The following is a 16,928-nucleotide window of genomic DNA, read 5'->3' as shown; positions in this document are numbered from 1 at the left end:
ATATGATAWATCTATTTAAAATTATTCACTGCATTACTTATTCGGAGGGTAGTTTCCTCTTTACCAATGAGTTCTACGATGTCCGGAACATCTGGTCCTTTCAATTCTCCTACCAATGCTAAACGTAATGGCATCATTATTTTACCCATTCCTAAGCCCTTGCTTTCAGCAAAATCGTGTAAGCTTTGTTTGATGTTTTCAGCAGTAAACGCTTCGACTGCGCTCAGCGTGACAGAAAATTCAGTCAAAAGATTTGAAGTTTCGTCATTCCAAGCTTTTTTTGATGCTTTCTCGTCGTAAGAAGTAGGTGCTTCAAAGAAAAATTTTCCGTTTTCGTAAATATCTTTCGGGAAAGTTGCTCTTTCTTTCATCAGATGAATGATTTTCAACAATTTTTCATCATCGATATTTAAATTTAAATCTGAATTTTTAAGAATATTCATCAATTCTTCATCAGACGTTTTTTGAATATATTGATGATTAAACCATTCTGCTTTTTCTTTGCTGAATCTTGCTCCGGCTTTATGAACTTTATGCAAATCAAATTCATTTACCATTTCATCCAATGATAAAATCTCTTTATCATCTGCAGGAGACCAACCTAAAAGCGCTACCATATTGATAAAAGCTTCCGGTAAATAGCCACTTTCTCTGTATCCTTTAGAAACATTTCCCGTTGCAGGATCTGTAAAGTTTAATGGAAATACCGGAAATCCGAATTTATCGCCATCTCTTTYGCTTAATTTTCCTTTACCTTCAGGTTTTAAAATTAAAGAAAGGTGAGCAAACTGAGGCGCTTCCCAACCCATTGCTTCGTATAATAAAGTATGCAAACCTAAAGAAGGCAACCATTCTTCACCACGAATAACGTGAGAAATTTCCATCTCGTGATCATCGATGATATTAGCGAAATGATAAGTAGGCATTCCGTCGTTTTTTACTAAAACTTTATCGTCTAAAGTATCTGTATTTACCGCAGAATTTCCTCTGATGATATCTACCAAACCTAGAGTTCTGTCAACAGGCATTTTAAATCTTACAACGTAAGGTGTTTTTGCATCCAACAACCTTTGAACTTCCTCTTCAGAAAGTGCAAGACTGTTTCTTAAACGGTTTCTTGTTTTATTGTCGTAAGAGAAAACATCTCCTTTAGCTTCGTATTCAGCACGGATTGCGTCTAATTCTTCCGCAGTGTCGAAAGCAATGTATGCATAATCTGTTTTAAGGATCTGCTCTGTATATTTATCGTAAATATCTCTTCTTTCAGATTGTCTGTATGGAGCAAATTTCCCACCTTTTTTAGGACTTTCATCGGGARTAATTCCGCACCATTCCAAAGCTTCCTCAATGTATTCTTCGGCTCCTTCAACGTATCTTGCGGTATCTGTATCTTCTATTCTCAATACAAACTCGCCACCCTGATTTTTAGCAAAAAGATAATCATACAATGCGGTTCTTACGCCTCCCAAATGCAAAGGTCCTGTAGGACTTGGTGCAAAACGGACTCTTACTTTCTCCATTTTAAATAAAATTTTTGCAAATTTACTTAAAAATTAAATGTTTAATGATGTTTAATGTTTTCTATATTGGGATTTTTAATCTTAATATTTACATTTGTATAAATTTAGAATTCATCAATTATGCTAGAAATCGGCGAAAGACCTTGGGGAAAATATTATGTATTGGCAGACGAACCCAATTATAAACTGAAAAGAATAGAAGTAAATCCGGGGCAAAAATTGTCATACCAATATCACCACAAAAGACAGGAACAATGGACGATCATTGAAGGTGATGCTACCATAATTCTGGATGATAAAGAAATAAAACTGTCTTACGGCGAAAGTATTTTCATTCCTTTAGGAGCCAAACACAGAATCATGAATCTTTCCGAAAAACCTGTTGTTTTCATAGAAGTACAAACCGGAACTTATTTTGGTGAGGACGATATTGTGAGGCTGGATGATGAATATGATAGGAGCTAGTTTTATCATAATATTGAGAACATATAAATTTTAAGATTGTTTTTTATAGCTAATAACCTATTCTTATGAAATTGAATTTATTTGGTAAAAAAAAGTATGCAGAATCTCAGATTGAAGAAGAGGTGATTACTGAATACCATGTCGGAAAATATAAAATGCTTCTGAAAAATAATCATATGATTGAAAAATATCAGGCACAATTTCCGCTGTATGACCGTTTTTTACCATATTTCTGCAGTTTCTTTGACGGTTTAATCATTGATATCGGTGCTAATATCGGAGATACAAGCATTGCAATTTTTAGCCAAAATGATAACTGTTTTATCGTAGGAGTGGAACCTGATAAAGATTTCTTTAATCATTGTATACAAACTATTGAAATTAATCATCTAACCGACCGTTTTTTTGGAGTGCAGAAATTTATTTCAACGAAAAAAGGTTCTTTTATTATTGAAAAAGATAAAACTTCATCCACTGGATCAATAAATATTAGCACTTCTGAAGATGTTGATAACACAATTTCTTTTTCTGAATTAATGAATTTAGTTCCGTCAGAAAAATACAAAAGTTTTGATATGTTAAAAATCGATACTGATGGTTTTGATTGGGATGTTATTAATTCGTTCGCGGAGAATAGTGAAAAAATGTATAATCCAAGATTTATATTTTTTGAGATGCAGACTTTCCTTAACAATGACGCTGGTAAAACTCTACAAAGGGAAGAAATGAGTGAAAATTATATCAATGCGATCATAAAACTCAAAGAAAAAGGATATACTCAATTCAGCCTGTTTGATAATTTTGGAACGTATGTGATGACTACCAGTTCTGTGGATGATATCATTACACTGAATAAGTATGTAATAAGATCACAGGTGAAAAATCATTATTCTACCATTTTCTATTTTGATGTATTAGCTTACAGTGAACAAGAGAAAGAATTTACAGAAGATAAAATCTCGGAATTTTATATTTAGGATATATGAAGATACTTTTAGATCCACAGATCTTTGATCAGCAAACCTATGGAGGGATTTCAAGATATTATACTGAGATTTTTTCAATTCTTAAAAAGAAAAAAAATGTAGAAATTGTTTTACCAATTTATAGATCAGATAATGCTTACATTAAAAAAACAGATTTGCTTGTTGAGAATAAAGGGTTAAATTTATTATATAATGTTTTGGCATTTTTCAAAATAAGTACAAGATCTTTAAGAAGAAAAAATTCTGAAAAACTACTCATTAAGGCTTTTGAAGATAATGATTATGATGTATTTGTTCCAACATATTATCATCCATATTTTTTAGATAAAATTAATGATAAACCATATGTTTTAACGGTTTATGATATGATTCACGAATTGTTTCCACAATATTTTGTAAATGACTCTTTTAAAGTTGTTGAACGTAAACTGCAATTGCTGGAAAAAGCTACTAAAATAATTGCGGTTTCAAATAATACAAAGAAAGATATTATTAAAGTTTATCCTCAAATCGACCCTGATAAAATTGTTGTAATTTATCACGGCAGTTCAATAAAAATTGATCCGACAGTAAAAGTTGATTTGCCAAAGAATTATATTTTATATGTTGGAGCCAGACCTAATTACAAAAACTTTGAATTTTTAGTAAAATCAGCAGCGCCCTTGTTGAAAAATAATCCTGATTTAATGCTGATTGCAGCCGGAGGAGGAGAGTTTAGTGACGAAGAAACGACATTTATCAAGGAATTAGGTATAGAAAAACAAGTAATTCAACGGTACTTTAAAGAAGAAGAATTAGGACATTATTATCAAAATGCAAAATGTTTCGTTTTTCCATCTTTATACGAAGGTTTTGGAATTCCCGTTTTAGAATCCATGGCTTGTGGTTGCCCGATTATATTGTCGAAACACGGATCTTTCCCGGAAGTAGCGGGTAATGCCGGAATTTATTTTGATTCTGATTCTGAAGAAAGCCTTCGTGAAAAGATACAGATGCTATTGTCTGATGATAATCTTAGAAAAGAGCATGCTGAAAAAGGATTGCAACACGTGAAGAAGTTTGATTGGAAGGATGCAGCGGAACAATGCTTGCAGGTTTACATGGATGCAGCAGGAAATAATTTAAAAGGAGAACATTCATAATGAGTATAAAGTTAACTATTATAACCATTAATTTTAATAATAAAGAAGGTCTTGCTAAGACTTTTGAATCTATCAGTAATCAGACATGGTCAGATTTTGAATATATTGTAATTGATGGCGGAAGTACAGATGGCGGAAAAGAATTAATTGAAAAAAATCCTAAAGTCAATCATTGGGTGAGTGAAAAAGATTCCGGAGTGTATAATGCAATGAATAAAGGTATTAGAAAAGCTTCCGGTGATTACATCATTTTTATGAACAGTGGTGATTTTTTCTATGATGATAATGTATTAGAAAAAGTACAAAAGCAGCTTAATTCTGATATTGATATTTTATATGGCGACTCAGTCTATTTTAATGATACAGGATATAGAAGAGTAGAAGTTCCGCCGAAAAAATTAACATTTAGCTTCTTTTATTCGGGGGGAATCAATCATCAGGCTGCTTTTATAAAAAGAAATCTTTTCCACGATTTTTTCTTTTACAATGAAGATTATAAAATCAGTGCAGACTGGGAATTTTTTATTGTTGCCATATGTTTGTATAATGCGACATATAAACATTTGGGAGAAACTATTTGTTATTATGATTTTTCGGGAATTTCTGCAAAACCAGAAAATTTATCCATTTATCATTCAGAAAGAGAGATTACTTTAAATAAATATTTTTCTGCGTTTCTTGATGATTTAAAATTCAGTCAGGAAGCAAGAATTAAAAGAATTCAACAGGTAATGCACATTAAAAAATTTCCTGTAGCCTGGAGAATTTTAAAATGGATGATTAGTTTGGTCTTATTATTTTTACGAAAATTCAAAATGAAAAAAGATTGATTTCTTGAATAATCAATTTTGTTCAAACTCAAATTTAAAAAAGTGAGCTGTAAACTGTCTATAATTACCATAAATTATAATAATGCTAAAGGTTTAGAAAGAACCTTGAAAAGTATTATTAATCAGAATTCTAAAAATTTTGAATATGTTGTCGTAGACGGAAACAGCACCGATGAAAGTAAAGATATAATTGAAAAAAATAAAAATTATATCAATAAATGGATCAGCGAACCAGATTCAGGTGTTTATAATGCAATGAATAAAGGCATTGGAATGGCAAGTGGTGATTATTTGCTATTTCTGAATAGTGGTGACAAACTTGCGGATGAGAATGTCATAGCGAAAGTTTTACCTTTATTAGAAAATAATTCAGATATTATTTACGGTAATCTAATTTACAGTTTAAACGAAACTCCCCAAACATTATTTGTACCTTCAAAAAATATAGATTTCACTTATTTTTTAAATTCATTTCTTCCGCATCCTTCATCTTTTATTAAAAAAAGCCTTTTTCAGAAGATTGGGCTTTATAATGAGAAATTTAAGATAATCTCAGATTGGGAATTCTTTTTGAGAGCGATTATTGTGAATAAAGCCAGCTATTTTCATATAGATACAGTAATCAGTGATTTTGATAATTCTGGAATTTCAAGCAATTCTGAAAATGAAAAACTGATTTATAACGAAAAGCAAGCTGTATATAAAGAACTGTTTCCCAATTTGGAAAATGAAATTAAATTAATTGAATTTGCGAGCTCTCGTAGAATTCAGCAAATTCAAAATATTCAAAAAAATCATCCATTTTTGTGGAAGCTTTTGAAAGTCTTCTTAAATATATTGAATTCTTTTACCGGTAAAAAAGAAGTGAAAGCTTTTCATAAGATCAAATAATCCTTTTACTTGTTAATTATTTCAGTATAATACTCCAGAGTTTTTTGCACCATAATTTGCGACGAAAACTTTTCTGTTATTGTTTTCCTTGCTTTTTTTGCTAAATGTGCAGCAAATGATTGATCAGAAAAAATTTGAGATATATGATGGGCAAACTCATCTTCAGATTTTGCAATGAGTCCGTTTTCTTTATCAGAAACGATTTCTCTGAAAGCTTCCAAATTGGAGCAGACTATTGGTTTTTCCAGAGCCATAGCTTCTGCGAGAGCCAAGCCAAACGTTTCGCCTTTCGAAGGGAATATGACAACCTCTGCTTCAGAAATAAGCTCTATTACTTCATTTCTGTTTTTTTTACCATGAAAATAAACTTTTTGTCCCAGCTTTTCCTGTGAAATTTTTTCCTTTAATTGATTGACAAGATCAGTTTCTTTTCCAATAAAGTGAAGTGTAGAGTTCTGTTCGGTTTTGTTTACTTTAATAAATGCATTCAATGCAGTTTCAGCTCCCTTTTCAGATGATACATTTCCTAAATAAAAGATTGATTTCTCTAAAATCTGAACACCTTTTTGAGGCTTGAAAATATCAGTGTCTATTCCATTATAGATTAAATGGTAATTTTTTTCACCAAAGATTTGTCGCACCATCTTCTCGTTATTGTGTGAAATGGTAATAATATGATCAGAGTTTTCAAAAGCTTTTTTTTCATTATACATTTTGCCTTTTGCAGCGCCATATCCAAAGAAATTATGCAGAATAGACCAGGAACCATGACAGCGAATAACGTATGGAATTCCCGAATTTTCCACAATGCGGCTTATTCCTTCCCAGTCATGTGTTTCAATAATATCAATTTTTTTGCTTTCTGTAAATTTTGCTAACTCTTTTTCTAAATATTTAAATTCTAAATCATAAATTTTAAAGTGTAGTTTCTTCAAAAAGGAAACTTTACCGGTTACGGAACGTAATAGCTCCATAAATTTATTTTTTTTGAAATAATCTTTTACAAAAAGTACAGAGAGTTTATCATTTTTAATAGAAAACGGTTTTCTGGAAGATCCGAAAACTGAAACATAGATGTTTTTTTCAATAAAGGCATCTGTAAGGTTTTTATAAAAAACACCAGTTCCTCCAATATTTTGTTGAAATTCAGATTCAAATTCCTTTGTGATAAACAAAACATGTTTAACTGATTTCATAAGTCAAAAACTTTTTTCACCCAATTATCCAAAGTGTATTTATAATAAATTTCATCCGGAAGTTTTTGATAATCGGTTTCAAAAAAAGACTTTTCAATATTACTGAAATCTTCATTGAGAATCAAAATATTTTCAGGATTATAAAAATCGTAGTTTTTAATTGTTTGATTATCAGTAATGAACTTTTTCTCCAAAGCCATTGCCTCAAAAATACGGAAACTAAGCCCCATTTGATTATCACGCTGAAGATCCAGAATTACCTTCGTGTTTTTATAAATCTTAGGCAATGATTGCTGAGGTATATTTCGGGTTCTGAATTTAATGATGTTGATATTTTTAGAATCAACAATCTGTGCAATCTTATTTTTCCAGCTTTTTTTTCCGGCAACAATTGTTTTAAATTTAATGTTCAGATCTTCAATCTGATTGATTAAAATATTAAGTTTCTGCAATCTCTGCGTATCGTAAGAGGTAATGTAAAAAAGATCGAGCGCCGGATTTTGCTTTTCAGCCGGGCAATATTTAAGATAATTGTAATTGGTTATTTTTTTGAATCCATATTCTTTCACATCTTCATCATCAAAAGAGAAAACGGTATCAAAAAAATGTAAAATATGATGAGCCGGATTTCTCGACATGCTATCATATAAATAAGCAATATTGCGGTCTGTGTATTTTCTGATCACTTCATGCACGTGTTCTTCAATTCCTTCAGGATTAATGACCAAGATTTGATCCTGCTTTCCTATTTTTTTAAGAGAATCGATGATGAAGTTTTGTCTTTTCTCGTGCTTCAGGTTTTTTCCGATAAAAACTTTGCTCATCGCATTCTTAACCCTTGCCCCAAAATTTTTGTGCGTAAAAGCTCCGATGTTAATGTGGTAAGCTTCTACACCTTTTTCTTTCAGTTTATTTACGATATGTTCATCATAGTGCCAGAAATCAAAACTGATTAAACAAATTTTCATAAAACAAAAGTAAAGATTTTAAAGTTTAAATTTATAATTTTGGGCAAAACCCCATGTTTTTCATGAAAAAGAATATTCTTATAGACGTTGAACGACTTAAATATCCAAGATCCGGAATTGCAAACGTATGCGTTTCATTAATCAGAGGATTAGACGAAAAATTGTGCCATTTCAATTATACACTTTATGGTCCGGAGAAGAATATCCCAGCAACTCAGTCTGATTTTAAAGTCATTAACTGGAAGTTCTGGCAAAAAAAAATTAAAATAAATACGTCATCTTTTTCATTAATTCATGTTACGCATCAATTATCAGATTATTTTCATTCTAAAAAAACAGATCAGAAAAAAGTAGTTATATTGCACGATCTAAACTTTCTTCATGATAATAGTTCTGCAAAAAAAATTGAAAAATCTAAGAAGCTTGTGCAAAAAAATATCGGAAATGCAGATTCTATCGTGTGTATTTCAGAGTTTGTAAAGAATGATTTTCTTAAAAATAAACATTTGTTTGCCCTAAAAAACGATGTAAAAATCGAGGTGATTTATAATGGATTGGTTTTACCTGAAAACGAAAAGTTCAGTTCAGAAAGAAAGTATGATTTTATCAACAGAAAATTCATTCTCAATATCGGGGTTCTTTTCCCTAAGAAAAATCAGGAAGCTTTGCTTAATCTCATTGCAGAAAATGAAAGAGATCTTGTTTTAATCACTTCTTCTACAAAATCTGAATACAAAGAAAGGTTTCTTGAAAAAGTTAAAAATTTAGGTTTAGAAAAAAAGGTTCACATTTTAGAAAATGTAGAAAATAACGAAAAATATTTCCTGCTTCAGCAATGCGAATCGTATTGCCATCCTTCATTGGCAGAAGGTTTTGGGATTCCTCCGGTTGAAGCAATGCATTTCGGGAAGCCTGTTTTTTTAAGCAATCTAACAAGTCTTCCGGAAATTGGCGGCGATCTGGCTTTTTATTTTAAAGATTTTTCGCCGGAACTAATGAAGAAAACTTATGAAGAGGGAATTGAAAAATTTAATGCTAATAAAGATGAGTACAGTGCAAAATTAAAGGATAGAGCATCAAAATTCAGTTATAAAAGCATGGCCGAATCTTATGAACGATTGTATCAGGATTTGCTTGATTAAAGCTTTGTTTTACCAAACTTAAGTTTTAGTTTAAATTTTTTTAAAGAATCACCATATTTAATATCGATACGTGTGACTTCAAATCTTTTTTTAAAAGGATAATCTGCAATTTTATTCCCGATTCTTACCGCAGAGATAATGCCTATTCTGTCGAGCATTTCAAAAAACTTCTTTTTACTTTCTTTGTCTTTTGGAAATTTACCATAAGGATACGCAAGGACTTTTGTGAAAGTGATCTTATTCTGCTCCAGAACTTCAATGTTTTTTAGAAGGTCTGTTTCTGCTTCGGATAATGTCATTTGCGAAAAATTTTTGTGAGAATGACTGTGTAAAGCAATTTCCACTAAATCAGGATTCAGCGATTTTATTTCATCAAAATTCATGTATATCCTGTTATTTTCATTCAGATTGTTTTGAATTAATTCGGTAGGAATGAAAATTGTCGCCTTTAATTGATGCTTTTCCAGTAACGGAAGAAGATATTCCAAATTATTGTAATATCCGTCATCGAAGGTTAAGATGATTTTATTTTCAACAGATTTTGAAGTTTCCAGATCTTTGAAAAAAACGGTGTTGAATTTTTTTTTAATGTAAATCAGCTGTTGATCAAGATTTTCTACAGTTGCGTAATAACCCACCAAACCGTCGAGAAATCCCAGACGTAAAAAATAGGATTTAAAAAACTGAAACATAGGTTTGAAAAGAATTTTAAAGATGTTGGATTTTTTACCATTTTTATACATCTTTTCTGCCATCATCGAAGTGTATTTGTTAGATTTTTCGATGTGGTGATAAATATCTTTGTAGGTGTAATGATTTATTTTTCCTTTCAGTTTTCCTTTAGCTTCGGTCGTGATGAATGCTTCGTGCACGATGTCTTCAGAATATTTACCGTGACCTTTTTTGAAAAGCCTTTCTCTTTTTATATTTCCCCAACCTCCGTATTTCAGTGTTTCGCCTAAGAAAATATTGTTGAATTCTACATCATATACGTTAAATTCAGGTTGTGATTCTGAGGTTGTTTTTTGGATTGATTTTTTTAATTCTTCATCAGGAATTTCATCAGAATCTAAAAACAGAATCCATTCAGATTGACATTGTTCAATAGCAAAATTTTTCTGCTTTCCGAAACCCGGAAATTTGTGCTGTATAAATTTTACTTTAGAAAATTTCGAGCAAATCTCCTGCGTACAGTCTTTAGAAAAGCTGTCAACAATAATAATTTCGTCAGCTAAATCGTGAACTGCGGTGAGGTTTTTTTCAATTATTCTTTCTTCGTTAAAAGTAATTATTGCTACAGAAAGCTTCATAAACTCGTGACTTACTGATGCAAAAATACAGTTTATTTTCAGAATTTTATATTTGATAAAAAATAATCATTATGAATATTCTTTTTTTAAAAATTCATAGGTTTTAAAAGAACTTAAAGCGCTTAAGTAGGAGAGGGTTAAGCCTTTTTTGCCATCTAAAATTCCTAGTTTAAAAAAATAGGTTTTAATAAAATTAAAAGCACTTTTAGACAGCTGCTTTATCATTTGATAATGCACGCCTTTTTCATGCAGATCTTTGGCTTTTAATCTGGCATAATGAATCACTTTTTTGTAGTATGCCTCGTAAGAATCAAAAGAAAAATGAAGAAGATAATTTTGTAAAGTTCCCGGATTTTCAACATTGCTCAACCCTTCATGTACTCTTTTATTTTCGTCATAATGAGCTACTTCTTTTTTAAAAAGACGGATGTTWTTGTCATTTTGAGTACCCGAATAATTTACTTTTTCACCCATAAAAAAGAATTTTCGTTTAAAAAAATAGGCTTTTTTAGTAACCGGTTTTTTAATTTCTTTTAAAATTTCGCTTTTCAGTTTCGGAGTAATTCGCTCATCGGCGTCTAAAAATAGGATCCAGTCGTTTTTCGCATAAGAAATGCAGAGATTGCGCTGTTTGGTAAAATCTTCAAATTTATTTTGATAAAATTTTACGTGGGGATATTTGTTTTTTATAATGTCAACCGTTTTATCGGTGCTGAAAGAATCCAAAACAATTATTTCATCGGCAAATTCTACCGAATTTAAAGCTTCTTCAATATTTTTTTCTTCATTAAATACAATTAGCAGCGCGCTTATTTTTGGATCTTCCATACCATTCACATTATAAAAATATTAGATTAAAAATAAGTACAAAAGTTAAACAATCGTTTGTTCGATTTATTGAATAAAAAAATAACACCCTGATTTAGAGTGTTATTCATTTAAAATATTTAATTTTATTTTTTGAAATCTAAAATTGTCTTTTCAATAATCTTTACGCAATCTAATAATTGCTCTTCGGTGATTACCAATGGCGGCGCCAATCTGATGATGTTTCCGTGAGTTGGTTTAGCTAAAAGTCCGTTTTCTTTTAATTGTAAACAAAGATTCCATGCGGTAGAACTTTCAGGAGTATCGTTGATTAAGATTGCATTTAGCAAGCCTTTTCCGCGGACTTTTGTAATTAAATCGGTCTTTTCAATTACTTTTTCAATTTCACTTCTGAATAGTTTTCCTAATTTTTCCGCTCTTTCAGAAAGTTTCTCTTCTTCCACAACATCCAAAGCAGCGATGGCAACTGCACAAGCAATCGGATTACCTCCAAATGTAGAGCCATGTTGTCCCGGCTTGATTACATTCATAATATCATCATTCGCCAAAACCGCAGAAACAGGATACATTCCACCTGAAAGTGCTTTTCCTAAAATTAAGATATCAGGCTGAACATCTTCGTGGTGACAAGCAATCAGCTTACCGGTTCTGGCAATTCCGGTCTGAACTTCATCAGCAATAAATAAAACATTATACTTTTTACATAATTCTAAAGCATTCTTCAGGAAATTTTCATCCGGAACGTACACTCCGGCTTCTCCCTGGATCGGTTCTACTAAAAATGCAGCAATATTTTGAGCATCATTTTTTAAAACTTCTTCTAAAGCAGAAAGATCGTTGTAAGGTATCTTTACAAATCCCGGTGTGAAAGGACCGTAGTTTTTATTGGCATCAGGATCATTTGAGAAAGAAACAATTGTTGTCGTTCTTCCGTGGAAATTATTTTCACAAACTACAATTTTGGCTGCATTTTCAGAAATTCCTTTTACTTCATAGCTCCATTTTCTGGCTAATTTTACAGCAGTTTCTACGGCTTCTGCTCCGGAATTCATCGGTAAAACTTTATCAAATCCGAAAAGAGTAGTGATTTTCTTCTCGTATTCTCCCAAATTTGAATTGTAAAATGCTCTGGATGTTAAAGCCAGTTTTTTAGCCTGATTTACCAACGCATCAACGATTTTCGGGTGAGAATGACCTTGATTGACCGCTGAGTAAGCCGAAAGAAAATCGTAATATTTTTTACCTTCAACATCCCAGACAAAAACGCCTTCACCTTTATCTAAAACCACAGGAAGCGGATGATAATTGTGAGCACCGTGTCTTTCTTCAAGTTCGATGAAATATTGTGAGTTTTTTGTTTGTTCTGCTGTTGACATATCTTTTTTTGCTTTTTTACAAATTTAAGGATAATAAATAAGATGGTTTAACAGTATAATGCTGCTGAATATTAATGGTATTCAAGTATGTTTTGATGATATAAAATAATCATTTAGAAAATATTGCCCAAGCTCATTATGACTTGCAGTTTTTATATCTTTTGCAGTGAAGTTTAAATTTAAAATAAAAAAACCGCCTCAAGAGAAGCGGTTTTAAATATGTTTTTCAGAATAATCTTAGTGATTATCATATTTTTTATCCATAACAAAAGTCTCCATGAATTTTGTTGTGTAATTTCCTGAAAGATAAGCTTCATCCTCCATCAATTGTCTGTGGAAAGGGATAGTGGTTTTTACACCTTCAATGTAGAATTCCTCCAAGGCACGTTTCATTTTCGCAATTGCCTCTTCACGGGTTTGAGCCGTAGTAATCAGTTTTGCAATCATTGAATCGTAGTTTGATGGAATCGTATATCCCGAATAAACGTGTGTATCAACTCTGATTCCGTGTCCGCCAGGAATGTTTAATCCTGTGATTTTTCCCGGTGAAGGTCTGAAATCAGCGTAAGGATCTTCAGCATTGATTCTGCATTCAATTGAATGCAATTTTGGATAATGGTTAATTCCTGAAATCGGAGTTCCCGCTGCCAAAAGAATCTGCTCTCTGATTAAGTCGTAATCAATAACCTGCTCAGTAATCGGGTGCTCTACCTGAATTCTGGTGTTCATTTCCATGAAATAGAAATTTCTGTTCTTATCCACAAGGAATTCAATAGTTCCCACACCTTCATAACCGATAAATTCTGCTGCTTTTACTGCTGCTTCACCCATTTTCTCACGAAGTTCGTCAGTCATAAAAGGAGAAGGTGTTTCTTCAGTTAATTTCTGATTTCTTCTTTGTACAGAACAGTCTCTTTCAGAAAGATGACAGGCTTTTCCAAATTGGTCACCTGCAACCTGAATCTCGATATGTCTTGGCTCTTCAATCAGTTTTTCCATGTACATTCCTCCGTTTCCGAAGGCTGCAACCGCTTCCTGAATGGCAGATTCCCAGTGTTCTTTAAGATCTTCGGCTTTCCAAACAGCTCTCATCCCTTTTCCGCCACCACCTGCAGTAGCTTTGATCATTACCGGATAACCTGTTTCTTCTGCTGTTTTTACTGCGTGCTCGTAAGATTCAATTAAACCGTCAGAACCAGGTACACAAGGTACGTTTGCAGCTTTCATGGTTGCTTTAGCGTTTGCTTTATCTCCCATTCTTTCAATTTGCTCAGGACTTGCACCAATAAATTTGATACCGTTTTTCTGACAGATTCTTGAGAAATTAGCATTTTCAGATAAGAAACCATACCCCGGGTGAATTGCATCTGCGTTTGTAATCTCTGCAGCAGCAATAATGTTAGGGATTTTAAGATATGAGTCTTTGCTCATTGCAGGACCAATACAAACAGCCTCGTCAGCAAATCTTACGTGAAGACTGTCTTTATCGGCAGTAGAATATACTGCAACCGTTTTGATTCCCATTTCTTTACAAGTACGTAAAATACGCATTGCAATTTCGCCACGATTGGCAATTAATATTTTTTTGAACATCTTTCCGAAATTTTAAATTATAAATTTTGAATTTTAAATTATTTTAAATGAAATGTTTCATCTAAAATTTATAATCTTTAATCTAAAATTCCTTAAGATGGATCTACTAAGAATAATGGTTGGTCGTATTCAACAGGGGTAGCGTCATCAACTAAAATCTTCACGATTTTACCGCTTACTTCAGATTCGATTTGGTTGAATAACTTCATTGCTTCGATTACACAAACTACTTTTCCGTTAGAAACTTCGTCACCTACATTTACAAAAACATCTTTATCCGGAGATGGTTTTCTGTAGAAAGTTCCGATCATTGGAGATTTAATAGTTACATATTTACTATCATCAGAAGCCGCTTCTGTTTTTTCCGGAGCTGCAGAAACAGGAGCAGGTGAATGTGCAGGAGCTGCCTGTTGAGGAGCTTGCTGATACATTGCAGGCTGAGCAACATAGCTTGCTTCATTACCTCCAAGTGGGGTTTTAATAGTAATTTCGAAATCTTTAGTTTTATATTTTACTTCTGAAACCTCAGCTTTAGATACAAACTTGATAAGATTCTGTATGTCTTTAATGTCCATAAATTTGATATTTGATTTGCTGTCAAAGATACCAAAAAAACACAAAAAACAACAAAAAACCGCCAAATTTTATAAAAATCGGGCGGTTTCTGTATTAAAACGAGTGTTTTTCGATGAAAATCAACTCTTAGTTTTCTTCAGTAGAAGCTACTTCTTTCTCCATAACTACTTTACCTCTGTAGTAAAGTTTTCCTTCATGCCAGTGAGCTCTGTGGTATAAATGCATTTCTCCTGATGTTGCATCTTTTGCCAATTGAGGAACTACAGCTTTATAGTGAGTTCTTCTCTTATCTCTTCTTGTAGACGATTGTCTTCTCTTTGGATGTGCCATTTTGTAATAACTTTTTTAATTGATGAGTGATGAGATTCATCATCTCATCATTAAACTATTTAATTTTTATTCTTTAAATTTTTTAATGCGTCCCATCTGGGATCGCTTTCGTGTTCTTCCTCTTCTTCTGTTTCTTTTGGACTGAATTTTTCAAGGATTTCCAAATCTTCATCACTTACATTGGGTGATAATTTTTTCATGGGTATTGAAAGGGCCACGTTTTCGTAAATCAATTGTGCTACATTGAAAGCGTGATCGTTTGCAGGGATAGTGATGACATCTTCTTCGCTGTCGTCATATTCTTCCCCAAACTTTACCAAAATACCGATTTGGTTTTCAATAGGATAAGTAAAATCTTCGTTGGTGATATCACAAACCAATTCTACTGTACCATTTACTTTTATTTCAAATTCTAAAAAAGTAGTGTGCTTATCAAGTAAAACATCAACTGCAATTTTAGGATCTGTAAATTCCTGATCAGTGTCAAATAATTGAAAGAACTCTTTATCTATCTCAAACTTGAACTCGTGCTTACCGGCTTTTAGTCCGGAAAAGCTTACGTCGTAGTTTCTTAACTTGTCCATAAAATGAGTGTGCAAAAATATGCATTTTTTTTAATATTACAAATAAAATCCATAACAAATTAATTTTAATTCATTTACAGATTTTACATTTCACTTTCTATTGGCAGATCTTCATCAATTCCGTTATCCGATGGCATTCTTCTTGGCTGTAGGCGATTGCTCATCAAATCTTTATAATCATTTCGGTTATTGAAAATTTTTATTGCTGTAAAAATTGCTTCCATAAAACTCCTTGCATCAGCAATGTTTTTTCCTGCAATATCATAAGCTACTCCGTGATCGGGAGATGTTCTGATGAAAGGCAGCGCAGCAGTGTAATTTACTCCTTCTTCGTATGCTAAAGTCTTAAAAGGAGTTAATCCCTGATCGTGATACATTGCTAAAACGGCATCGTAATTTTTATATTTTTCAGGCTGGAAAAAGCTGTCTGCAGGAAATGGTCCAAAAGCGAGAATTCCGTTGTCTGAAAGCTCTTTTATTGCGGGAGAGATGATTTCTATTTCTTCTTTTCCGATTACTCCGCCATCACCCGAATGCGGATTTAATCCTAAAACAGCAATTTTGGGTCTTGTAATTGAAAAGTCTTCAATTAAAGTTTGGTTTAAAGCACGGATCTGCTTTTTTATTTTTTCTTTAGAAATATTTTCAGCAACCTGAGAGATAGGAATATGATGCGTAGAAACTGCTACTTTCAAATCTTCAGACACCAAAAACATTAATCCTTTTTTATTAAATTTCTCTTCAAAATAACCTGTGTGACCTGCATGTCTGAAACCCATCTTCATCATTTCATCTTTGTTGATAGGCGCAGTTACCAAAACGTCAATTTCACCGTTCATTAAAGCTGTAGTTGCAGCTTCCAGCGAATCTATTGCCATTTTTGTAGATTCTTCTGTAGGTTTTCCCAGTTCTACATTAGAATTTTCTTTCACAAGATTTACCATATTGAGCTTCCCGTTTTGGGCTTGAGAAGCTTCGGTGATGTAGTTGAAATTTAAATTAAGCTTAAAAAGATTTTTCTGGTAAGTGAAAAGTTTGCCTGAGCCAAAAATAACCGGAGTAAAAAAATCTGTAATGCTTTTGTCTGCCAGAGATTTCATGATGATTTCCGGACCGATGCCGTTGAAATCGCCAATTGAAATTCCTACTCGTACTTTATGGTTTTTTGGGCTCATTTTGATTATCTTTGAA

Annotated in this window: 17 protein-coding genes; 6 read left to right on the top strand and 11 right to left on the bottom strand. The window is 32.5% G+C overall.

Annotation, left to right across the window (positions count from 1 at the left end; genetic code table 11):
• Window positions 1-11: 11 nt before the first annotated feature.
• Window positions 12-1,520 carry a glutamate--tRNA ligase gene (gltX, locus tag AB4Y90_RS02440; protein ID WP_441555707.1) on the bottom strand — a complete coding sequence of 503 codons (1,509 nt, stop codon included), beginning with the start codon at window positions 1,518-1,520 and terminating at the stop codon, window positions 12-14.
• A gap of 120 nt (window positions 1,521-1,640) precedes the next feature.
• On the opposite strand from gltX, the gene AB4Y90_RS02435 reads away from it, so the two are divergent.
• From AB4Y90_RS02435 to AB4Y90_RS02415, 5 genes are all read left to right on the top strand, one after another.
• Window positions 1,641-1,985, top strand: coding sequence for a phosphomannose isomerase type II C-terminal cupin domain (locus AB4Y90_RS02435; protein ID WP_066674759.1), 345 nt, complete (start codon window positions 1,641-1,643; stop codon window positions 1,983-1,985).
• 65 nt (window positions 1,986-2,050) lie between these two features.
• The gene (locus AB4Y90_RS02430) at window positions 2,051-2,962 is read left to right on the top strand and encodes an FkbM family methyltransferase (protein WP_441555706.1); all 912 of its coding nucleotides are present in this window, start codon (window positions 2,051-2,053) and stop codon (window positions 2,960-2,962) included.
• 5 nt (window positions 2,963-2,967) lie between these two features.
• Window positions 2,968-4,113, top strand: coding sequence for a glycosyltransferase family 4 protein (locus AB4Y90_RS02425; RefSeq protein ID WP_441555704.1), 1,146 nt, complete (start codon window positions 2,968-2,970; stop codon window positions 4,111-4,113).
• A complete protein-coding gene (locus tag AB4Y90_RS02420) occupies window positions 4,113-4,943 on the top strand; it encodes a glycosyltransferase family 2 protein (protein ID WP_441555702.1) in 831 nt (276 codons plus the stop codon). The genes AB4Y90_RS02425 and AB4Y90_RS02420 overlap by 1 nt, the downstream gene beginning before the upstream one ends.
• A 42-nt stretch (window positions 4,944-4,985) precedes the next feature.
• Window positions 4,986-5,834 carry a glycosyltransferase family 2 protein gene (locus AB4Y90_RS02415; protein WP_441555701.1) on the top strand — a complete coding sequence of 283 codons (849 nt, stop codon included), beginning with the start codon at window positions 4,986-4,988 and terminating at the stop codon, window positions 5,832-5,834.
• Between the two features lie 5 nt (window positions 5,835-5,839).
• On the opposite strand, the gene AB4Y90_RS02410 is transcribed toward AB4Y90_RS02415, so the two are convergent.
• Both AB4Y90_RS02410 and AB4Y90_RS02405 read right to left on the bottom strand, forming a co-directional pair.
• A complete protein-coding gene (locus AB4Y90_RS02410) occupies window positions 5,840-7,030 on the bottom strand; it encodes a glycosyltransferase family 4 protein (protein WP_441555700.1) in 1,191 nt (396 codons plus the stop codon).
• Entirely contained in the window at window positions 7,027-7,998 is a 972-nt protein-coding gene (locus AB4Y90_RS02405) for a glycosyltransferase family protein (RefSeq protein ID WP_441555699.1), read from the bottom strand. Before AB4Y90_RS02405 ends, AB4Y90_RS02410 begins: the two co-directional genes overlap by 4 nt.
• Window positions 7,999-8,060: 62 nt before the next feature.
• Here AB4Y90_RS02405 and AB4Y90_RS02400 point away from each other — a divergent pair, with 62 nt between their 5' ends.
• Window positions 8,061-9,140, top strand: coding sequence for a glycosyltransferase family 4 protein (locus tag AB4Y90_RS02400; RefSeq protein ID WP_441555697.1), 1,080 nt, complete (start codon window positions 8,061-8,063; stop codon window positions 9,138-9,140).
• Here AB4Y90_RS02400 and AB4Y90_RS02395 read toward each other — a convergent pair.
• The 8 genes from AB4Y90_RS02395 to pdxA form a co-directional block, all read right to left on the bottom strand.
• Window positions 9,137-10,450, bottom strand: coding sequence for a polysaccharide deacetylase family protein (locus AB4Y90_RS02395; protein ID WP_441555696.1), 1,314 nt, complete (start codon window positions 10,448-10,450; stop codon window positions 9,137-9,139). The two genes, AB4Y90_RS02400 and AB4Y90_RS02395, sit on opposite strands and share 4 nt — an antisense overlap.
• Before the next feature lie 69 nt (window positions 10,451-10,519).
• Window positions 10,520-11,278 carry a glycosyltransferase family 2 protein gene (locus tag AB4Y90_RS02390; protein WP_441555695.1) on the bottom strand — a complete coding sequence of 253 codons (759 nt, stop codon included), beginning with the start codon at window positions 11,276-11,278 and terminating at the stop codon, window positions 10,520-10,522.
• Window positions 11,279-11,403: 125 nt separating this feature from the next.
• Window positions 11,404-12,654, bottom strand: coding sequence for an ornithine--oxo-acid transaminase (gene rocD / locus AB4Y90_RS02385; protein ID WP_441555694.1), 1,251 nt, complete (start codon window positions 12,652-12,654; stop codon window positions 11,404-11,406).
• 237 nt (window positions 12,655-12,891) lie between these two features.
• Complete coding sequence (gene accC, locus AB4Y90_RS02380; protein ID WP_441555693.1) at window positions 12,892-14,247, bottom strand: acetyl-CoA carboxylase biotin carboxylase subunit; 1,356 nt, start codon at window positions 14,245-14,247, stop codon at window positions 12,892-12,894.
• Between the two features lie 92 nt (window positions 14,248-14,339).
• Complete coding sequence (accB, locus tag AB4Y90_RS02375; RefSeq protein ID WP_441555692.1) at window positions 14,340-14,822, bottom strand: acetyl-CoA carboxylase biotin carboxyl carrier protein; 483 nt, start codon at window positions 14,820-14,822, stop codon at window positions 14,340-14,342.
• A 127-nt stretch (window positions 14,823-14,949) separates the two neighbouring features.
• Entirely contained in the window at window positions 14,950-15,153 is a 204-nt protein-coding gene (gene rpmF, locus AB4Y90_RS02370) for a 50S ribosomal protein L32 (RefSeq protein ID WP_262149414.1), read from the bottom strand.
• A 59-nt stretch (window positions 15,154-15,212) separates the two neighbouring features.
• On the bottom strand, window positions 15,213-15,737 hold the full coding sequence (locus AB4Y90_RS02365; RefSeq protein WP_441555691.1) for a YceD family protein: 525 nt from the start codon (window positions 15,735-15,737) through the stop codon (window positions 15,213-15,215).
• 83 nt (window positions 15,738-15,820) lie between these two features.
• Window positions 15,821-16,912 (bottom strand): 4-hydroxythreonine-4-phosphate dehydrogenase PdxA, encoded by a 1,092-nt coding sequence (gene pdxA / locus AB4Y90_RS02360; RefSeq protein WP_441555690.1) that lies wholly within the window; start codon window positions 16,910-16,912, stop codon window positions 15,821-15,823.
• Between the last annotated feature and the right edge of the window lie 16 nt (window positions 16,913-16,928).

The organism is Chryseobacterium sp. 2TAF14 (assembly GCF_052115105.1).
Lineage (GTDB): Bacteria > Bacteroidota > Bacteroidia > Flavobacteriales > Weeksellaceae > Chryseobacterium.
The sequence above is the reverse complement of the archived record's forward strand: the minus strand, read 5'-3'. Positions and strand labels throughout refer to the sequence as shown.